This is a genomic window from Streptomyces sp. WG5, from assembly GCF_049974565.1.
Classification (GTDB): domain Bacteria; phylum Actinomycetota; class Actinomycetes; order Streptomycetales; family Streptomycetaceae; genus Streptomyces.
Map to the genome: position 1 here is coordinate 164,724 of NZ_JBNGGC010000003.1, position 16,656 is coordinate 181,379.

At 70.3% G+C, this 16,656-nt stretch carries 15 protein-coding genes; 4 read left to right on the forward strand and 11 right to left on the reverse strand.

The features are described 5' to 3' along the window. Window positions 1-4 precede the first annotated feature (4 nt). Window positions 5-1,264: an MFS transporter gene (locus tag ACP4IX_RS04560; RefSeq protein ID WP_426518614.1), complete on the reverse strand. Its 1,260-nt coding sequence runs from the start codon at window positions 1,262-1,264 to the stop codon at window positions 5-7. 179 nt (window positions 1,265-1,443) lie between these two features. Here ACP4IX_RS04560 and ACP4IX_RS04565 point away from each other — a divergent pair, with 179 nt between their 5' ends. Beyond that, on the forward strand, window positions 1,444-2,460 hold the full coding sequence (locus tag ACP4IX_RS04565; RefSeq protein WP_426518612.1) for a LacI family DNA-binding transcriptional regulator: 1,017 nt from the start codon (window positions 1,444-1,446) through the stop codon (window positions 2,458-2,460). Window positions 2,461-2,520: 60 nt separating this feature from the next. Here the strand turns inward: ACP4IX_RS04565 and prcA are convergent, their stop codons facing one another. The 6 genes from prcA to arc all read right to left on the reverse strand — a co-directional run bounded on the left by prcA (window position 2,521) and on the right by arc (window position 8,678). Next, a complete protein-coding gene (gene prcA / locus ACP4IX_RS04570) occupies window positions 2,521-3,276 on the reverse strand; it encodes a proteasome subunit alpha (protein ID WP_426554805.1) in 756 nt (251 codons plus the stop codon). A 59-nt stretch (window positions 3,277-3,335) separates the two neighbouring features. Then, window positions 3,336-4,181 carry a proteasome subunit beta gene (gene prcB, locus ACP4IX_RS04575; RefSeq protein WP_426518607.1) on the reverse strand — a complete coding sequence of 282 codons (846 nt, stop codon included), beginning with the start codon at window positions 4,179-4,181 and terminating at the stop codon, window positions 3,336-3,338. Continuing rightward, a complete protein-coding gene (locus ACP4IX_RS04580) occupies window positions 4,133-4,711 on the reverse strand; it encodes an endonuclease VII domain-containing protein (protein ID WP_426554806.1) in 579 nt (192 codons plus the stop codon). Before ACP4IX_RS04580 ends, prcB begins: the two co-directional genes overlap by 49 nt. Window positions 4,712-4,771: 60 nt before the next feature. Beyond that, a complete protein-coding gene (locus ACP4IX_RS04585) occupies window positions 4,772-4,990 on the reverse strand; it encodes a ubiquitin-like protein Pup (protein WP_053128307.1) in 219 nt (72 codons plus the stop codon). Window positions 4,991-5,167: 177 nt separating this feature from the next. Next, window positions 5,168-6,679, reverse strand: a complete 1,512-nt coding sequence (gene dop, locus ACP4IX_RS04590) for a depupylase/deamidase Dop (protein WP_426554807.1) — start codon at window positions 6,677-6,679, stop codon at window positions 5,168-5,170. Window positions 6,680-6,911: 232 nt separating this feature from the next. Further along, window positions 6,912-8,678: a proteasome ATPase gene (gene arc, locus ACP4IX_RS04595; protein WP_426518600.1), complete on the reverse strand. Its 1,767-nt coding sequence runs from the start codon at window positions 8,676-8,678 to the stop codon at window positions 6,912-6,914. A 245-nt stretch (window positions 8,679-8,923) separates the two neighbouring features. On the opposite strand from arc, the gene ACP4IX_RS04600 reads away from it, so the two are divergent. Beyond that, entirely contained in the window at window positions 8,924-9,229 is a 306-nt protein-coding gene (locus ACP4IX_RS04600; protein WP_426518598.1) for a ferredoxin, read from the forward strand. Between the two features lie 84 nt (window positions 9,230-9,313). On the opposite strand, the gene ACP4IX_RS04605 is transcribed toward ACP4IX_RS04600, so the two are convergent. The 3 genes from ACP4IX_RS04605 to ACP4IX_RS04615 form a co-directional block, all read right to left on the reverse strand. Beyond that, the gene (locus tag ACP4IX_RS04605) at window positions 9,314-9,892 is read right to left on the reverse strand and encodes a hypothetical protein (RefSeq protein ID WP_426518596.1); all 579 of its coding nucleotides are present in this window, start codon (window positions 9,890-9,892) and stop codon (window positions 9,314-9,316) included. 209 nt (window positions 9,893-10,101) lie between these two features. Then, window positions 10,102-11,004: a tRNA (adenine-N1)-methyltransferase gene (locus tag ACP4IX_RS04610; RefSeq protein WP_398135289.1), complete on the reverse strand. Its 903-nt coding sequence runs from the start codon at window positions 11,002-11,004 to the stop codon at window positions 10,102-10,104. A 57-nt stretch (window positions 11,005-11,061) separates the two neighbouring features. Beyond that, complete coding sequence (locus ACP4IX_RS04615; protein WP_426554808.1) at window positions 11,062-12,618, reverse strand: site-2 protease family protein; 1,557 nt, start codon at window positions 12,616-12,618, stop codon at window positions 11,062-11,064. Between the two features lie 461 nt (window positions 12,619-13,079). On the opposite strand from ACP4IX_RS04615, the gene ACP4IX_RS04620 reads away from it, so the two are divergent. Both ACP4IX_RS04620 and ACP4IX_RS04625 read left to right on the forward strand, forming a co-directional pair. After that, the gene (locus ACP4IX_RS04620) at window positions 13,080-14,063 is read left to right on the forward strand and encodes a RecB family exonuclease (protein WP_426554809.1); all 984 of its coding nucleotides are present in this window, start codon (window positions 13,080-13,082) and stop codon (window positions 14,061-14,063) included. Between the two features lie 16 nt (window positions 14,064-14,079). Beyond that, complete coding sequence (locus ACP4IX_RS04625) at window positions 14,080-14,751, forward strand: response regulator (RefSeq protein ID WP_398135286.1); 672 nt, start codon at window positions 14,080-14,082, stop codon at window positions 14,749-14,751. A gap of 97 nt (window positions 14,752-14,848) precedes the next feature. On the opposite strand, the gene ACP4IX_RS04630 is transcribed toward ACP4IX_RS04625, so the two are convergent. Next, window positions 14,849-16,450, reverse strand: coding sequence for an ABC transporter substrate-binding protein (locus ACP4IX_RS04630; RefSeq protein ID WP_426554810.1), 1,602 nt, complete (start codon window positions 16,448-16,450; stop codon window positions 14,849-14,851). Window positions 16,451-16,656: the final 206 nt, after the last annotated feature.

Genomic DNA, 16,656 nt, shown 5'->3' on the forward strand with positions numbered 1-16,656 from the left:
AACATTACGCCTGATGACCCGAACTGAAACGGGGTTCGACGGCACGGTTCGGATCATTTTCCGATGAAGCCGCAACCACCGCCTGCCGGGCGGGAACTGCGAGGACCCGGCCGGTACACGCCAGAACGAGCAGGGACACCACCCCGGCCGCCCCGGGCACGGCGAACCCCCACAACGCCCCGCCGTGCTCCACGACCGGCCCCGCGAGGCCCGTACCCACCGAGGCTCCCACCGTGAACGTCGTCACCAGCCACGAGAACGCCTCCGTCACCGTCCCGCGCGGCGCGTGCAGATCGACCAGGACGAACGCGCAGGCGATGCACGGCGCCAGGAAGACACCCGCGAGCACGGTCAGCAGGACCATGGCGACCGCACCCGGCATCAGCATCAGCGGCAGGTAACACACCGCCAGCAGGGCCACGAGCACCCGCAGCCGCCGCGCGGGCTCACCGGCCCACCGCCGGGCCCCGTACACAGTCCCGCCGATCAGCGCGCCGAGTCCCAGAGCAGCCATCAACCAGCCGTAGACGGCGTCCCCGCCGTGCTCGTCGGCATACGGCACGGAGGCGACGGTGATGGATCCGAGCGCCATCCCGATGAACAGGAAGGCTCCCAGCAGCACCAGCAGCCCGGACGAACGCAGCGCGCCCAGCCAGTGCGCCTCGCGCGGCGCCGACCGCCACGCGCGCGAGGGGGGCGACACCACCACGGACAAAGCCCCCAGCACACCCACCGCGTTCAGCGCCAGCAGGGCCACCAGCGGCGACCAGAGCGCCACGCACACCGTCACGAGCAGCGGCCCGACGGTGAACATGACCTCCTGCGCGATGGCGTCCATGGCGTACGCCGTGTGCACCTGGTCCTCCTTGCGGAGCACACTCGGCCACAGCGCCCGCAGCCCGCCCTCCAGCGGGGGCGTGAACAGACCGGCGGCTCCCACCGCCGCGTACGCGAGCGCGGCCGTCCCGGTGCCCGCGAAGGCGAACAGGGCCATGGCCAGCCCCGACAGCACGGCGGCCGGCAACTGCACCCGCGGCTGCCCGTGCAGGTCCACGAGCCGCCCGAGCACCGGCTGCCCCACGGCGTTGGCGACTCCGTACACGGCGGCCAGCGCTCCCGCGAGGCTGTACGAGCCGCCCTCGGCCCGCACGAACAGCACGATCGCGATCGGCGCGGTGGCGTTGGGCAGCCGCCCCACGAGCGTGCCGACGAGCAACCGGACGGCATGCCGCGCCCGAAGAATGTCCAGGTACCCGGCGACCACGACGCATCCCTTCCGCTGATTCCCCCGCACCGACCGGCAGGCCCGACCACAAGCCCGACCACAAGACCGGCCGACGAGACCGGCCGACAAGACCGTCCGGCGACGTTTTACGTATAACTTCCGCCGTCATACGTACCATGTCGCCTGTTCACGAGTCCAGAAGAAAGCGCAGGCGAACGGTGGCACGAGGCAGCACCCGCCCCACGAGCCGGGACGTCGCCCAGGCCGCCGGCGTCTCCCAGGCCGCGGTCTCGCTGGTCCTCGGCGACAAGTGGCGCGGCCGCGTCTCGGAGCCCACGGCCCAGCGGGTCCGCGAGGCCGCGCACGAACTCGGCTACCGCCCCAACCTCGCCGCCCGCAACCTCCGCCTCGGCCGCACCCGCACGGTGCTGCTGGTCGTCCCCGCCCTGACCACGGAGTTCTTCGCGGAGGTGTACACGGGCGCCGCGCGCGTGGCCGCCCAGCACGGCTTCGGAGTGGTGCTCTACCCCTCCCCCGAGGGCGTCGGCCCGGCCCGGGACCCCTTCGCCTCCGCCCGAGCCGCCCTGGACGGCGTCATCGCCTCCTCCATGGCCGCCGACGCACTCACCGCGATCCGGGGCGACCAGCTCCCCCTGGTCATGCTGGACAGCGACCCGGAGGGCAGTCTCGGCGCCGCGACGGTCAACCTGGACATCGCCGACGGCATCCGCCAGGTCGCGCAGCACCTGCTCTCCCTGGGCCACCGCCGCTTCCTCCACCTCGCGGCGGACGTCCCGTCCTGGACCTTCGAGATCCGCGCCCGCGAACTGTCGGCCAGACTGGCCGCGGTCACCGGCACCGACCTGCGCACCGCCTGCGCCCCCATCTCCATCGAGGGCGCCCTGACCGCCACGGAAGCCGCACTCGCGGCCCCGGGGCCCCGGCCCACGGCACTGGTCTGCGACGACGACAAGCTCGCGGCCGGCGCCTACAAGGCCGCCCGGCGCGCCGGGCTCCGCGTCCCCGACGACCTCTCGATCACCGGCCTCGACGACCTCGGCCTCGCCACGGCCATCGACCCGGAGCTGACGACCGTCCGCCTCGACGCGGAACTCTTCGGCGAACGCGGCATGCGGGCCCTGCTCGCGGTCATGGAGGGGCAGCCGCCCGAGGAGGGCGACATCCCCGTCCACCTGGTCGTACGAAGCTCCACGGCACCCCCGCCGGAAGACTGAACGGCACCGGGGCCCATGGCACCCGGCGCCGCTCGAAGGGTCTCGCGCAGCGGCTGCCCGCTACTCCTCGCCCTCGTCCCCGTCCTCGTCCGGCAGGGACAGGTCTTCGGCTCCCGCTCCCGCGTCCAGCAGCCGCGACAGCTGACCGCCCACGATCCGCTTGAACTTCCGCTTCTGCGGACGCGTACGGTCCAGCACCGCGACCTCGAGCCGCTCCGCCGGAATCTCCCGCTCGCTGCCGTTCGTGTCGCGGGACAGCGCCTGCACCGCCAGCTTCAGCGCCTCGGCCAGCGTCATGCCGTCCCGGTGCCGCTGGTCCAGGTACCCGCTGATCTGCTCCGCGTTGCCCCCGACCGCGACCGAGCCGTGCTCGTCCACGATCGAGCCGTCGTGCGGCAGCCGGTAGATCTGGTCGTTCTCGGGGCTGTCACCGACCTCGGCGACGACCAGCTCCACCTCGTACGGCTTCTCGGCCTGGCTCGAGAAGATCGTGCCCAGCGTCTGGGCGTACACGTTGGCCAGGCCGCGGGCCGTCACGTCGTCACGGTCGTACGTGTAACCGCGCAGGTCGGCGTAGCGCACGCCGCCGATCCGGAGGTTCTCGTACTCGTTGTACTTGCCGGCGGCCGCGAAGCCGATCCGGTCGTAGATCTCACTGAACTTGTGCAGCGCACGGGACGGGTTCTCGCCGACGAACACGATGCCATCGGCGTACTGCAGCACGACCAGGCTGCGGCCACGGGCGATGCCCTTGCGGGCGTACTCCGCCCGGTCCGCCATCGCCTGCTGGGGTGAGACATAGAACGGCGTCGACACCGGTTATCCGTCCCTTTCTGGAGAAGTCACTGAACCACCTGACAACACGAACGCACCCGCTACAGCAGCGCGGCCCGCGGGCCCTCGGGCTGCTCGAGCCGCCGCTCCAGCACCGCGCGCGCGAGCTCCGCGCCCTCGTCGTCGCTCAGCCGGCGGAAACCGTCCTCGGTGATCACAGTGATGATCGGGTAGATCCGGCGCGCGACGTCGGGACCACCGGTCGCCGAGTCGTCGTCCGCCGCGTCGTACAGCGCCTGGACCACGAGCGTCGTGGCCTGCTCCTCGGTCAGGTCCTCACGGAACAGCTTCTTCATCGCGCCGCGGGCGAAGATCGACCCCGACCCGGTGGTCGCGTAGCTGTGCTCCTCGGACCGCCCGCCCGTCACGTCGTACGAGAAGATGCGGCCCCTGCCCCGGTCCACGTCGTACCCGGCGAACAGCGGCACCACGGCCAGCCCCTGCATCGCCATGCCCAGGTTGGACCGGATCATCGTCGACAGGCGGTTCGCCTTGCCCTCCAGGGACAGCTGCGCGCCCTCGACCTTCTCGAAGTGCTCCAGCTCCAGCTGGAACAGCTTCACCATCTCCACGGCCAGACCCGCCGTGCCGGCGATGCCCACCGCCGAGTACTCGTCGGCCGGGAAGACCTTCTCGATGTCCCGCTGGGCGATCATGTTGCCCATGGTGGCCCGCCGGTCACCGGCGAGAACGACACCCCCGGGGAACGTGACCGCCACGATCGTGGTGCCGTGCGGCGCCTCGACGACACCCTGCACCGGGGGCAGCTGCCGGTTGCCCGGGAGCATCTCAGGCTGGTGCTCACCGAGGAAGTCCATGAAGGAGGAGGACCCAGGCGTCAGGAAGGCAGCTGGCAGACGCCCGGTGCTACGAGTGTTGGCTTCCACGCGATTCCCTCCACGTAAGCGGCAGCCCGCCTTATGGCATCGGGCCGATCCTTGAACTGCCCCAGCGCGGCGTTGCAGCTGAAGCACAGTACGCCACGGACCCTACCCGTCTCGTGGCAGTGATCCACATGTGCGGCGGGAGCGGCACGACATATGCAGCAGACGCCGCCCTGATCGGCGATCAACTGATCGCGCTCGGCATCGGTGAGACCGTAACGGCGCTTCAGAGGGCCCGCCCGGCCCTTCTCCGCCCGGCACGCCTTGCAGCTCGTCGAGAGGCCGTCAGAGGCACTCGCCTTGCGGTGCCACTCGCTGTGCGGCTCGGTCTCGCCACAGCTTCGACGGTGTCTGTACCCCTCGGGAGTTTCCACCCTGGGTCGGACATTCTCGCCCTTGGCCAGTTGGCGAGCCCGGTGACACTCCGCCCAACATGTGCGGCAGTAGGCCTGAAGGCGGTCACGGGCGGCTCGGTCGGCGGCGAAGGCCGCCCGCGGTTCGACCTCTCCCCACCGCGAGCAGCGCTTCTCCATCTTCCCCTCCCGCACTCACGAACCCCCAAAGTCGACCTTCATTTCGAAGGCGAAAGCAGCCTACTGGCCACCCTTCTGAACGAAGGAACGCACGAAGTCCTCGGCATTTTCTTCGAGCACATCGTCGATTTCGTCCAGGACGGAGTCCACGTCGTCGTTCAGCTTCTCCTGGCGCTCCTTGAGGTCCTCGGAAGCCTGCGCGTCCTGCGCCTGCTCCTCGACCTCCTCGGTGGAACGTGTGGCCTTCTGCTGGCCGCCGCCGGTGTCCTTGGTCGCCATAACCCTCACCCCGCTCGGTTCGCCCGACACAGTTGCTCGGTCAAGATCAGACCCTACAAGCCGGGTCCGACATCGGCCCCGCGTTTCTCCAACGAACGGGGGCCCTCTCGATGGTTCCCGGACCGGGTGGGTTTCCACCCTGTCCGGCGGTCTCCTCCGTGTACCCGCTCGGCCCGCCTACCCGCCGGCCAGGACCTTGACCAGGTCTTCCGCGGTGCGGCAGCGGTCCAGGAGCTCCTTGACGTGATTACGCGTTCCGCGAAGCGGTTCCAGGGTTGGCACCCGCTGGAGCGAGTCCCGGCCCGGCAGATCGAAGATCACCGAGTCCCAGGAGGCGGCCGCGACGTCGTCCGCGTACTGCTCCAGACAGCGTCCGCGGAAGTACGCGCGTGTGTCCTCCGGCGGCTTCGTACGGGCCCGCTCGACCTCCGTCTCGTCCAGCAGCCGCTTGATGCGGCCCCGGTCCACCAGCCGGTTGTACAGGCCCTTGGCAGGCCGTACGTCGGCGTACTGGAGGTCCACGAGGTGCAGCCGGGCCGCGTCCCAGTCCAGGTCGTCCCGGCGCCGGTAGCCCTCCATGAGCTCCCGCTTGGCGACCCAGTCCAGCTCGCCGGCCAGGCTCATCGGGTCGTTCTCGAGCCGGTTGAGGGTGTCCTCCCAGCGGCCGAGGACGTCCTTGGTCTGGTCGTCGGCGTCCGCGCCGTACCGTTCCTCCACGTACTTGCGGGCCAGCTCGTAGTACTCCATCTGGAGCTGCACCGCGGTGAGCGTGCGCCCACTGCGGAGGGTGACCAGTCGCTTCAGGGACGGGTCGTGCGAGACCTGGTGCAGGGTGCGGACCGGCTGGTCCACGGCCAGGTCGACGGCGATGAACCCGTCCTCGATCATCGAGAGGACCAGGGCCGTCGTGCCCAGCTTCAGATAGGTCGAGATCTCTGACAGGTTGGCGTCGCCGATGATCACGTGCAGTCGCCGGTACTTCTCGGCGTCCGCGTGCGGTTCGTCGCGTGTGTTGATGATGGGGCGCTTCAGCGTGGTCTCCAGGCCCACCTCGACCTCGAAGTAGTCCGCGCGCTGGCTGAGCTGGAAGCCGTGCTCGTGGCCGTCCTGGCCGATGCCGACGCGGCCGGCGCCGGTGAAGACCTGGCGGGAGACGAAGAACGGCGTCAGGTGGCGCACGATGTCCGAGAAGGCGGTCTCCCGCTTCATCAGGTAGTTCTCGTGCGTGCCGTAGGAGGCGCCCTTGTTGTCGGTGTTGTTCTTGTAGAGGTGGATCGGCTGGGCCCCGGGCAGCTGGGCGGCCCGTTCGGCGGCCTCGGCCATGATCCGTTCGCCGGCCTTGTCCCACAGCACCGCGTCCCGCGGGTTGGTGACCTCCGGAGCGCTGTACTCGGGGTGGGCGTGGTCGACGTAGAGCCGTGCTCCGTTGGTGAGGATGACGTTGGCGAGGCCGATGTCCTCGTCGGTGAGCTGGCTGGAGTCGGCGGCCTCGCGGGCGAGGTCGAAGCCTCGCGCGTCCCGCAGCGGGTTCTCCTCCTCGAAGTCCCAGCGGGCCCGGCGGGCCCGGTGCATCGCCGCCGCGTAGGCGTTGACGATCTGGGACGAGGTGAGCATGGCATTGGCGTTCGGGTGGCCGGGGACGGAGATCCCGTACTCCGTCTCGATGCCCATTACTCGCCGTACGGTCATGCGGCCCTCCTTGCCCGGCGGCGCCCGTCGTGGGTGCCGCTCAAGTACCGCTGGCGCTCCGATGCGTGTGCGGTGCCCGTCCCCGCACTGCGCGACTCGGCGGTACGGAAGAGCCTAGAACGCCTTTGCGCTGGTGGGGAGATCATTTGCGGCATTGCCTTGCTCCAGTCGGGGCTCCGGAAAACAGTCGGCTGCGGGTACCCGCTGAGGGCACCCGCAGCCGCCCCGCCTTTTACAGGTATTGACCGGTGTTGGCCACCGTGTCGATGGAGCGTCCGGTGTCGGCACCCTGCTTTCCGGTGACGAGCGTACGGATGTACACGATGCGCTCGCCCTTCTTTCCGGAGATGCGGGCCCAGTCGTCCGGGTTGGTGGTGTTGGGCAGGTCCTCGTTCTCCTTGAACTCGTCCACGCAGGCTTGGAGCAGGTGGGAGACGCGGAGGCCTTTCTGGTTCTTCTCGAGGAAGTCCTTGATCGCCATCTTCTTGGCGCGGCCCACGATGTTCTCGATCATGGCGCCGGAATTGAAGTCCTTGAAGTAAAGGACTTCCTTGTCGCCGTTGGCGTAGGTGACCTCCAGGAAGCGGTTCTCCTCGGATTCGGCGTACATCTGTTCCACCGCCGTCTGGATCATGCTCTGGACGGTGGCCGCCTTGTCCTTCTCGTGCTCCGTGAGGTCGTCCACGTGGAGGGGGAGGCGTTCGGTGAGGTACTTGCCGAAGATGTCCTTGGCCGCCTCGGCGTCCGGCCGCTCGATCTTGATCTTCACGTCGAGCCGGCCGGGCCGGAGGATGGCGGGGTCGATCATGTCCTCGCGGTTGGAGGCGCCGATGACGACCACGTTCTGCAGACCCTCCACGCCGTCGATCTCGGCGAGCAGCTGCGGGACGATGGTGTTCTCCACGTCCGAGCTGACGCCGGAGCCGCGGGTGCGGAAGAGGGACTCCATCTCGTCGAAGAAGACGATGACGGGGGTGCCCTCACTGGCCTTCTCGCGGGCCCGCTGGAAGACGAGGCGGATCTGCCGCTCGGTCTCGCCGACGTACTTGTTGAGGAGTTCGGGGCCCTTGATATTGAGGAAGAAGCTCTTGCCGGCGGCTTGGCCGGTCACCTCGGCGACCTTCTTGGCCAGCGAGTTGGCGACCGCCTTGGCGATGAGCGTCTTGCCGCATCCGGGGGGCCCGTAGAGCAGGACGCCCTTGGGCGGACGCAGCTCGTGCTCCCGGAACAGGTCGGGGTAGAGGTAGGGGAGCTCGACCGCGTCGCGGATGGCCTCGATCTGTCCGCCGAGGCCGCCGATCTGCTCGTAGCCGATGTCGGGGACCTCTTCGAGGACGAGTTCCTCGACCTCGCTCTTGGGAACGACCTCGTAGACGTAGCCGGAGCGGGGTTCGAGCAGGAGGGCGTCGCCGGGGCGGATGTTGATGCCGCGCAGCGGCTCGGCGAGCCGTACCACCCTCTCCTCGTCGGTGTGCCCGAGCACCAGGGCCCGTTCGCCGTCCTCCAGGATCTCCTTGAGGGTGACGATGTCGCCGACGCTCTCGTACTCCATGGCCTCGACCACGTTGAGTGCTTCGTTGAGCATCACTTCCTGGCCGCGTCGGAGCTCGTCGAGCTCGACGCTCGGGCTGACGTTCACCCGGAGTTTGCGGCCGCCGGTGAAGATGTCGGCGGTGCCGTCCTCGTTGGCCTGCAGGAAGACGCCGAAGCCGGCCGGGGGCTGGGCCAGCCGGTCGACCTCCTCCTTGAGGGCCACGATCTGGTCGCGGGCCTCGCGCAGTGTGCCGGCGAGCCGCTCGTTCTGGGCGGACACGCCGGCCAGGTTGGTCTGCAGCTCGACAATCCGCTCTTCGAGAATCCTCGTGTGCCGCGGAGATTCGGCGAGCTTGCGTCGCAGGACGGCGATCTCCTGCTCAAGGTAGGCCACCTGCCCGGCCGGGTCGTCGGACCCGCGTCCCGGGCGGATGCCGCGGTTCATGTCGTCGTCGTGGGCTGCCACGGTCCTCACCTCCTCCAAGGGGAGCTGGACGCTTCCAGACCCTACCTGGGTGGGTGTCGATTGAAACCCCTAGATCACAAAGACTGTCGGGGTGTGTCCGATCTTCACCCTTGCGCTCTCCCTCACGCCAGGGGAATACCCACGGAACGTGAGTGGAACCCAGCCGGAGGTAGGGTCGAGGCGTTCAACACCCGTCAGAGCTGGCCGGATTCCCGAACGGCTCGGCGCAGGAAACGGCAGGAGAGATGACTGTGCAGCAGGAGGCCGGAGTCGACGGCGAGGCACTGGAGGTCTGGATCGATCAGGACCTGTGTACCGGCGACGGCATCTGTGCCCAGTACGCGCCCGAGGTGTTCGAGCTGGACATCGACGGTCTGGCCTATGTCAAGGGCGCGGACGACGAGCTCCTGCAGAGCCCGGGGGCGGCAACGCCCGTGCCGTTGCCGCTTCTCACGGACGTGGTCGACTCCGTGAAGGAGTGTCCGGGGGAGTGCATCCATGTGCGTCGTGTTTCGGACAGGGCCGAGGTTTACGGACCCGACACAGAGTGATCAAAATGTGACTTAATCCGTACACTCCGTGACCGTTGTCTGATGCTGTCCGCTGTGTCGCACCATCCGTCGCAGGATCACCGGTCAAACGGTTCGCGCCTGGGACGGCGTGTCGCGGACGAACGCGCCGTTCTCCCACTGCCACTTCACGTGGTCCGTGACGTCCGGGCAGCAACTGGGCACGTCGGCCGACGAGTAGCCGAGAAGCGTCGCGTGGACGGCGCCCCCGCGCACCGCGAAGTCGGTGACCGTCCGGCGGTCCCGCGGGTTCACGAGGGTGGCCACCACGCGGGGCTTGCCGCCGTCGGCGTCCCGTGTGATGACGTACACGCCGTCGGGCGGGGTGCCCATGGGCGCGTCGCAGTGCACGACGGCCACCGTCTCGGGCCGGCCGTCGCCGTCGAGGTCGCCGGAGGCCTTCTTCTGCACCACCGCCTCGACCGGACCGCACTCCAGGGGGAAGGCGACGGCCGCCGGATCGGGCGGCGCGATGTGCGCGGGGGCGTTCTTCGGTGCGGGCGCTGCGGTCTGCGCCGCCGTGGCGGCGTCGGGCTGCAGGACCGAGGACAGGGCCACCACTGCGGCGAGGGCCGTGGCGGTGGCGACCCAGTGGATCGGACGGGTGTGCGTGTGTGACAGATCCGGAACGGCGGGGTGCTGCACGAGGAGTGTCTCCTGTGAGGGCTGTGCCGGCGGGGGGTGGCCAGCATCGTGCCACACGTCACAGTGCGGGGGAACGGCGGGGTGGGCACCCGGCCGGGCCGAGCCCCTCCGCGCCGCCGGGCCAACGCCAAGACGCCGTGGCGGACTTCCCGAAGGGTCTCGGGAACTCCGCCACGGCGCCTGTACGTTGATCGCGGCACGGGGCCGCCTCAGCGGCCGGAGCCTCCACCGGCGTTGGGGCCGTCGTAGTCCTCGCCGTAGGCGCCCTTGGCGGGGCGGCGGCGGCGCATGGGCGGCTCCACGCCGTCCGCGAGGCGGCGGGCGGTCAGCAGGAAGCCGGTGTGGCCGATCATCCGGTGGTCCGGGCGGACGGCCAGTCCCTCGACGTGCCAGTTGCGGATCATCGATTCCCAGGAGGTGGGCTCGTTGAAGGAGCCGATCTCGCGGATGGACTCGACGGTCCGGGCGAGCTGGGTGGTGGTCGCGACGTAGCAGCACAGGATGCCGCCGGGCACGAGTGCCTTGGAGACGGCCTCCAGGCACTCCCAGGGGGCGAGCATGTCGAGGATGACACGGTCCACGTCGGTGTCGGACAGGTTGTCCTGGAGGTCGCCGACGGTGAGCTGCCAGGCGGGGTGCGGACCGCCGAAGTAGCGCTCCACGTTCTGCTGGGCGATCTCGGCGAAGTCCTCGCGGCGCTCGTAGGAGTGCAGCATGCCCTGGTCGCCGATGGCGCGCAGCAGGAAGCTGCTGAGGGAGCCGGAGCCCACGCCTGCTTCGACGACGCGGGCGCCGGGGAAGATGTCGGCGAAGGCGAGGATCTGCCCCGCGTCCTTCGGGTAGACGACGGCTGCCCCGCGGGGCATGGACAGGACGTAGTCGGGGAGCAGGGGGCGCAGCGCGAGGTAGGCGACGTTACCGGTGGTGCGGACAACGCTGCCCTCGGGAGCACCGATCAGTTCGTCGTGGGGGAAGGAACCCTTGTGGGTGTGGAAGTTCTTCCCGGCCTCGAGCGTGAACGTGTAGTGGCGGCCCTTGGGGTCGGTCAGCTGAACCTGGTCCCCGACCTTGAAGGGCCCGCGCCTGCGGGCGGCACCGGTCGGTTCGGACATGTGACCAGCCTACCGGTCCCCGGCGGGGCCGCCGACCACCGCTGCGGAGAGCGGTGCTCAGGAGGGGCGGGCCATGGCCTTGACGAAGGCGCGCTCGACGTCGGCCGCGGACAGGACGCCGTAGATCTCGCCGGTCTCCTCGACCACCAGGTACTCGGTCGCGGGGTCGGCGCGCAGGGCGTCCAGGAGCTCCTCGCCGGACAGCTCGGCCGACAGGCGCATGCCGTCGGTGAGGTCCTGGGCGAGGGTGCTGACCTGTACCCAGGGACGGCGGTGCTGGGGTACGCCGACGATGGCGGCCTCGCGGACCAGCGAGACGGGCCTGCCCTCGCCGTCGACGACGACCAGGGCGCGGGCCCCGGAGGCGTTGGCGCGGCGCAGGGCCTCGGAGAGCGGGGTGTCGGCCGGGACGGGGACGGCGCGCCGGGTGAGGGCGCGGGCGCGCAGCTCCGGGAGGTGTTCGCGCAGGCGGGCCATGCGCAGGCTGTTTCCGGCGCCGGTCCAGATGATCGCCGCGAGGATCGCCGCGAGCAGGGCGTCCAGGACGGTGTCCATGCCGACGTCGTCCGCGGCGCCGGAGCCCAGGGACCGGGTGAGCAGGGGCAGGCCGATCAGCACGGCGATGGCGAGCGCCCGGCCGACCCAGGCGGCGGCGACCGTGCCGTGCATCGGCCTGCCGGTGATTTTCCAGACGACGGCGCGGAGCATCCGGCCGCCGTCGAGGGGGAGGCCGGGCAGCAGGTTGAAGGCGGCCACGAGGAGGTTGGAGACCATCAGGCCGGCCAGCAGGACGCCGGGGACGCTGTCGGGCTCCACGGGCAGGAGGGCGGCGTAGAAGACGCCGGCGAGGACGAGGGAGAGCAGGGGGCCGACGAAGGCCAGCACGAACTCGCGGCCGGGGGTCTCGGCCTCCTTCTCGATCTCGGAGACGCCGCCGAAGAACTGGAGCTGGATGCGGCGGACGGGGAGTTTGAAGCGGAGGGCGGCGACGGTGTGGGCCAGCTCGTGGACGAGGACGGAGGCGTAGAAGGCGACCGCGAAGAAGAGGGAGACCAGGTAGCGGGCGGCGCCGAGCTCGGGCAGCACGCGTTCCAGCTGGCCGCCGAACACCCAGGTGATCAGGGCGGCGACCAGGAACCAGCTGGGCGCGACGTACACGGGCACCCCGAAGGGGCGGCCCATCAGCAGTCCGCCTCCGGGCTCCGGCCGCCGCTGCGGCGGCCGTCCCGGCCCGGCCCCGACGTCGGTGCGGGCATCGGCTCGCGGCCTGCCGGAGGCGTCGCGGCTGCCGCGGCCGGCCTCCGCGGGCCCTTGGGCGGGGCGGTCACCGCCACCGGACGGGGGGACCGGTCCGCGCCCTGCGGTGCCCGCGCCGCCGGCGGGCGGGTCCGCCGGCGGGCGGGCGGCGTCGTCGCTGCCGGCGGATGTTTCCCGCGTCGGGGCGGCCGGGCCGGGGGACGTCTGCGCGTTCGGGTGCGGGTCGGCGTCGTCCGGGGCGTTGTGCCCTGCCTCGTTCCTCGCGGCGGCGGCTCCCGCGGGGCCCTCCCCCTGCGTCGCGGGTCCCGGCTTCTTGAGGATCAGCGTCTCGGAACCCGGCCCCTCACCGGCAGGCACCTCACGCCCCTGTGTCCCCGATCCGGGCGACCCGTGACCGAGGACGTCGGCATCCGGCGTTCCCGGGCCCGGTGCCGGTGGACTGCTCTCGGCGGTACCGGTCGCCGTCCGGGGCTGTTCCTCGGGGTCCTCCCCCGTCGTCCGGGGCCGGTCCGCGGGGCGTTTCCCGGGTGGGCCGGAGTCCGCGGGTTCCCGCTGGGCGGCTTCGGCGGCCGGCGGCCCCGCCTGGGGCTCGGCCGACTCGTCGTTGCCGGACCGCGGCTGCCCGCTCCCGCCGCTCACGTCCACGGTGTCCCCTCGTTTCGAAGCGTCCCCCGCGCCTGCCGGGCGGGAGGGTCTCTATCGATGGTATGCGTCCGTCGTGGCCCGTAACGCCCCGGTACCCCTCTGTTCCCCTCCGCCCCACGGGTCACGGCCGCGGGCTGGGTGGCTGTCAGTCGCGGGCCGTAAGGTCTGTGGGCATGGAGACGAGCATCGAGGATGTCGCCGAGGACGCCGGCGTACGCGCCCGGCCGGCGGCGACGGCGGCGGACCACGTGGACGCGGCGCCGGACGCGGCGGTCCCCGCCCCCGCCGCGGCCCCGGTGCCCGTGGCCAAGGCGCCCGCCTCGCTCTCGCCCTCGCGGGCCGGCGACTTCATGCAGTGCCCGCTGCTGTACCGGTTCCGGGTCATCGACCGCCTGCCGGAGAAGCCGAGCGAGGCGGCGACGCGGGGCACCCTGGTGCACGCGGTGCTGGAGCGGCTCTTCGACGCCCCGGCGGCCGAGCGCACGCCGCCGCGGGCGAAGTCGCTGGTCCCGGGCCAGTGGGACCGGCTGCGGGAGAGCAGGCCGGAGGTCGGTGAGCTGTTCGCCGACGACCCGGGGGGCGAGCGGCTGGCGCAGTGGCTCAGCGAGGCGGAGCGGCTGGTGGAGCGCTGGTTCACGCTGGAGGACCCGAGCCGGCTGGAGCCCGCCGAGCGGGAGCTGTTCGTCGAGGCCGAGCTGGACTCCGGACTGCGGCTGCGGGGCATCATCGACCGGGTCGACGTGGCGCCCACCGGCGAGGTGCGGATCGTCGACTACAAGACGGGCAAGGCGCCCCGCCCCCAGTACGCCGAGGGCGCGCTGTTCCAGATGAAGTTCTACGCGCTGGTGGTGTGGCGGCTGAAGAAGGTCGTCCCTCGGCGCCTGCAGCTCGTCTATCTCGGCAGCGGTGACGTGCTGACGTACGACCCGGTCCTCGCCGACCTGGAGCGGGTCGAGCGCAAGCTGCTGGCGCTGTGGGAGGCCATCCGGCTGGCGACCGAGACGGGCGAGTGGAGGCCGCGTCCCACCAAGTTGTGCGGCTGGTGCGACCACCAGGCGCACTGCCCGGAGTTCGGCGGTACTCCCCCGCCCTATCCGCTGCCGGTGAGGGCGGCCGGCTCCGGCGCCGCCGAGCAGGGCAGAATGGGGCCGGACTAGCGAGAAGGAGACTTACGTGGCCATCCGCGTCCTACTGGTCGACGACCAGCCGCTGCTGCGCACGGGCTTCCGGATGATTCTGGAGGCGGAGCAGGACATCGCGGTCGTCGGCGAGGCCGGAGACGGCCTCCAGGCACTCGACCAGGTGCGGGCGCTGCAGCCCGATGTGGTGCTGATGGACATCCGCATGCCGCGGATGGACGGTGTGGAGGCGACCCGGCAGATCACCGGGCCCGAGCGGGACGGCCCGGCGAAGGTGCTGGTGCTGACGACCTTCGACCTCGACGAGTACGTGGTGGAGGCGTTGAAGGCGGGCGCCAGCGGGTTCCTGCTGAAGGACGCGCCGGCCAACGAACTGGTGCAGGCGATCCGCGTGGTGGCGAGCGGCGAGGCGATGCTCGCGCCGAGCATCACCAGGCGGCTGCTCGACAAGTACGCCACGCATCTGCCCTCCGGCGAGGAGCCGGTGCCGGACGCGCTGCACACGCTGACGGACCGTGAGGTCGAGGTGCTGAAGCTGGTGGCCCGCGGTCTGTCCAACGCGGAGATCGCCGCCGACCTCTTCGTCAGCGAGACCACCGTCAAGACGCACGTGGGTCATGTGCTGACCAAGCTGGGGCTGCGCGACCGGGTGCAGGCCGCGGTGTACGCGTACGAGAGCGGCCTGGTCCGCCCCGGCGCGCAGTAGGCCGCTCCGCAGGCGTCGGCGCCGACGCGCGAGAACCCCGAAGGGCGCCCTCTTCCGACGAGAAGAGGGCGCCCTTCGGGGTCTGTCCGGTGGGCGGTCAGCCGCTCACGCCCCGGCCCAGCTCCCACAGCTGGAGCGAGGAGGAGGAGTTGAGGACGTAGGCCGTGCCCGTGATGTCGTCCCGGGTGGCGACGTACTGCTTGCCCTGCCACAGCGGGATCAGCGGGACGTCTTCGGCGGTGATGTCCTGGATCGTGGTCAGACTGTCCACCGCGGAGAGCCGGTCGGCCTCACGCCGGGACTCGGGGATCAGGTCGTTGATGATCCGCGGGTTCGCGTACGGCGAGTTGAGGGTGTTGTTGGTGTCGAGGAACGGCGCGATGAAGCTGTCGGCGTCCGGGAAATCGGGGAACCAGCCCATGCCGAAGACGTCGTACTCGCCGTCCAGCTCGGCCTGGCGGAACTTCTCCCAGGGCGTGCCCTCGATGTCGACCTCGAAGAGGCCGCTGTCGTTCAGCTGCTTCTGCAGGACTTCGAACTCCTGCTTGGTCGCGGCACCGTAGTGGTCCGTCGTGTAGTGCATCGTGAACTTGACCGGAGTGGTGACGCCCGCGTCCTCCAGCATGGCCTTGGCCTTGGCGACGTTCGGGTCTCCGTACGTGTTGAAGAACGAGTTGGAGTGCCCGGTGATGCCGGCCGGAACCATCGAGTACAGCGGCTCGGCCTGGGAGCCGTAGACCGCGGAGACGAGTTCGCTGCGGTTGACGAGCTGGGCCACCGCCGTACGGACGGCCTTGTCCTTCACCGTCGGCGCCTTCGTGTTGAAGGCGAGGTACCGGATCTCGAGGCCGGACACCTCGACCAGGTCGACGTCGCCGCCCGTGGCCTTGGAGAGCTCCTGGATCTGGTCCGGCGTCATCGCACGGGTCATCAGGTCGATGTCGCCCTTGTCGAGCGCCGTGCCCATGGCGTCGGCGTCCTCGAACGACACGAGTTCGACCTTGTCGTTGTTCACCGTCAGGCTCCCCTTGTAGTGGGGGTTCTTGGTGAACACGGCCTTGGTCAGTGCGCCGTCCTTGACCTCGGCCTTCATGGTGTACGGGCCGGAGCCGTCCAGTTCGAAGCCCTCGCGCAGCTTGTCCTTCTCGTAGTCGTCCGGGTTGACGATGCCGGCGACCGGGGTCGACAGCTTGTACGGGAAGGTGGCGTCGGCGGTGTTGAGGTGGAAGATGACCTCGCGGTCGCCCTGCGTCTCGACGGTGTCGACGGTGGACAGCAGGCTGTACACCTGGCTTCCGGCCTTGATGGACAGGGCACGCTCGATGGAGTACTTCACGTCCTGGGCGGTGACGGGGTCGCCGTTGGCGAACTTCAGGCCGTCACGCAGGGTGCAGGAGTAGCGCTCGTTGCCGGTGTCGGTGAACCCGCACTGCTCGGCGGCCTCGGGTACGGGTTCTCCGTCGCCGCGGGGCTGGACCATCAGGGTCTGTGAGGTCTGACGCAGGATGTTCCAGAGGCCGACATCGTAGGCGTACGCCGGGTCGAGGGGCGCGGGTGCCTCCTTCGAGGCGGTGAACCGGTCCGTGGTGCCGACGACGATCGCGTCCCCGTCGCTGCCGCTGTCGGACCCGCCGCAGGCGGCGAGCACCGGCGCGAGCAGGCCCACGACGGCCGGCAGCACCAAAGTCTTGCGGTTCATGCTCGAGTTTCTCCAGAGCTGTCGGTCCGTGTATCCGGCATGCAGGGGTGTCGCGGCGGATCACGGGGGTAGTGGCCGATGTTCTCGCGACGAGATTAGTCCGCGCCCGCACCGGGGTTCGCAGCCACCGGAGTTGAGAGCTCATCACGGAGCGAAACCGGGTGTGGACACACCGAAAACCCGACAGGGGAAGGATTGGTGCAGCA

Excerpts from the sequence above, each read along its gene's own strand:
- ACP4IX_RS04580 (WP_426554806.1), bottom strand. The coding sequence starts at position 4,711 with ATGGAGAAGCGCTGCTCGCGGTGGGGAGAGGTCGAACCGCGGGCGGCC.
- ACP4IX_RS04620 (WP_426554809.1), top strand. The coding sequence starts at position 13,080 with ATGGAGACGAGCATCGAGGATGTCGCCGAGGACGCCGGCGTACGCGCC.
- dop (WP_426554807.1), bottom strand. The coding sequence starts at position 6,679 with ATGACCGTACGGCGAGTAATGGGCATCGAGACGGAGTACGGGATCTCC.
- ACP4IX_RS04630 (WP_426554810.1), bottom strand. The coding sequence starts at position 16,450 with ATGAACCGCAAGACTTTGGTGCTGCCGGCCGTCGTGGGCCTGCTCGCG.
- ACP4IX_RS04585 (WP_053128307.1), bottom strand. The coding sequence starts at position 4,990 with ATGGCGACCAAGGACACCGGCGGCGGCCAGCAGAAGGCCACACGTTCC.
- ACP4IX_RS04600 (WP_426518598.1), top strand. The coding sequence starts at position 8,924 with ATGACTGTGCAGCAGGAGGCCGGAGTCGACGGCGAGGCACTGGAGGTC.
- ACP4IX_RS04610 (WP_398135289.1), bottom strand. The coding sequence starts at position 11,004 with ATGTCCGAACCGACCGGTGCCGCCCGCAGGCGCGGGCCCTTCAAGGTC.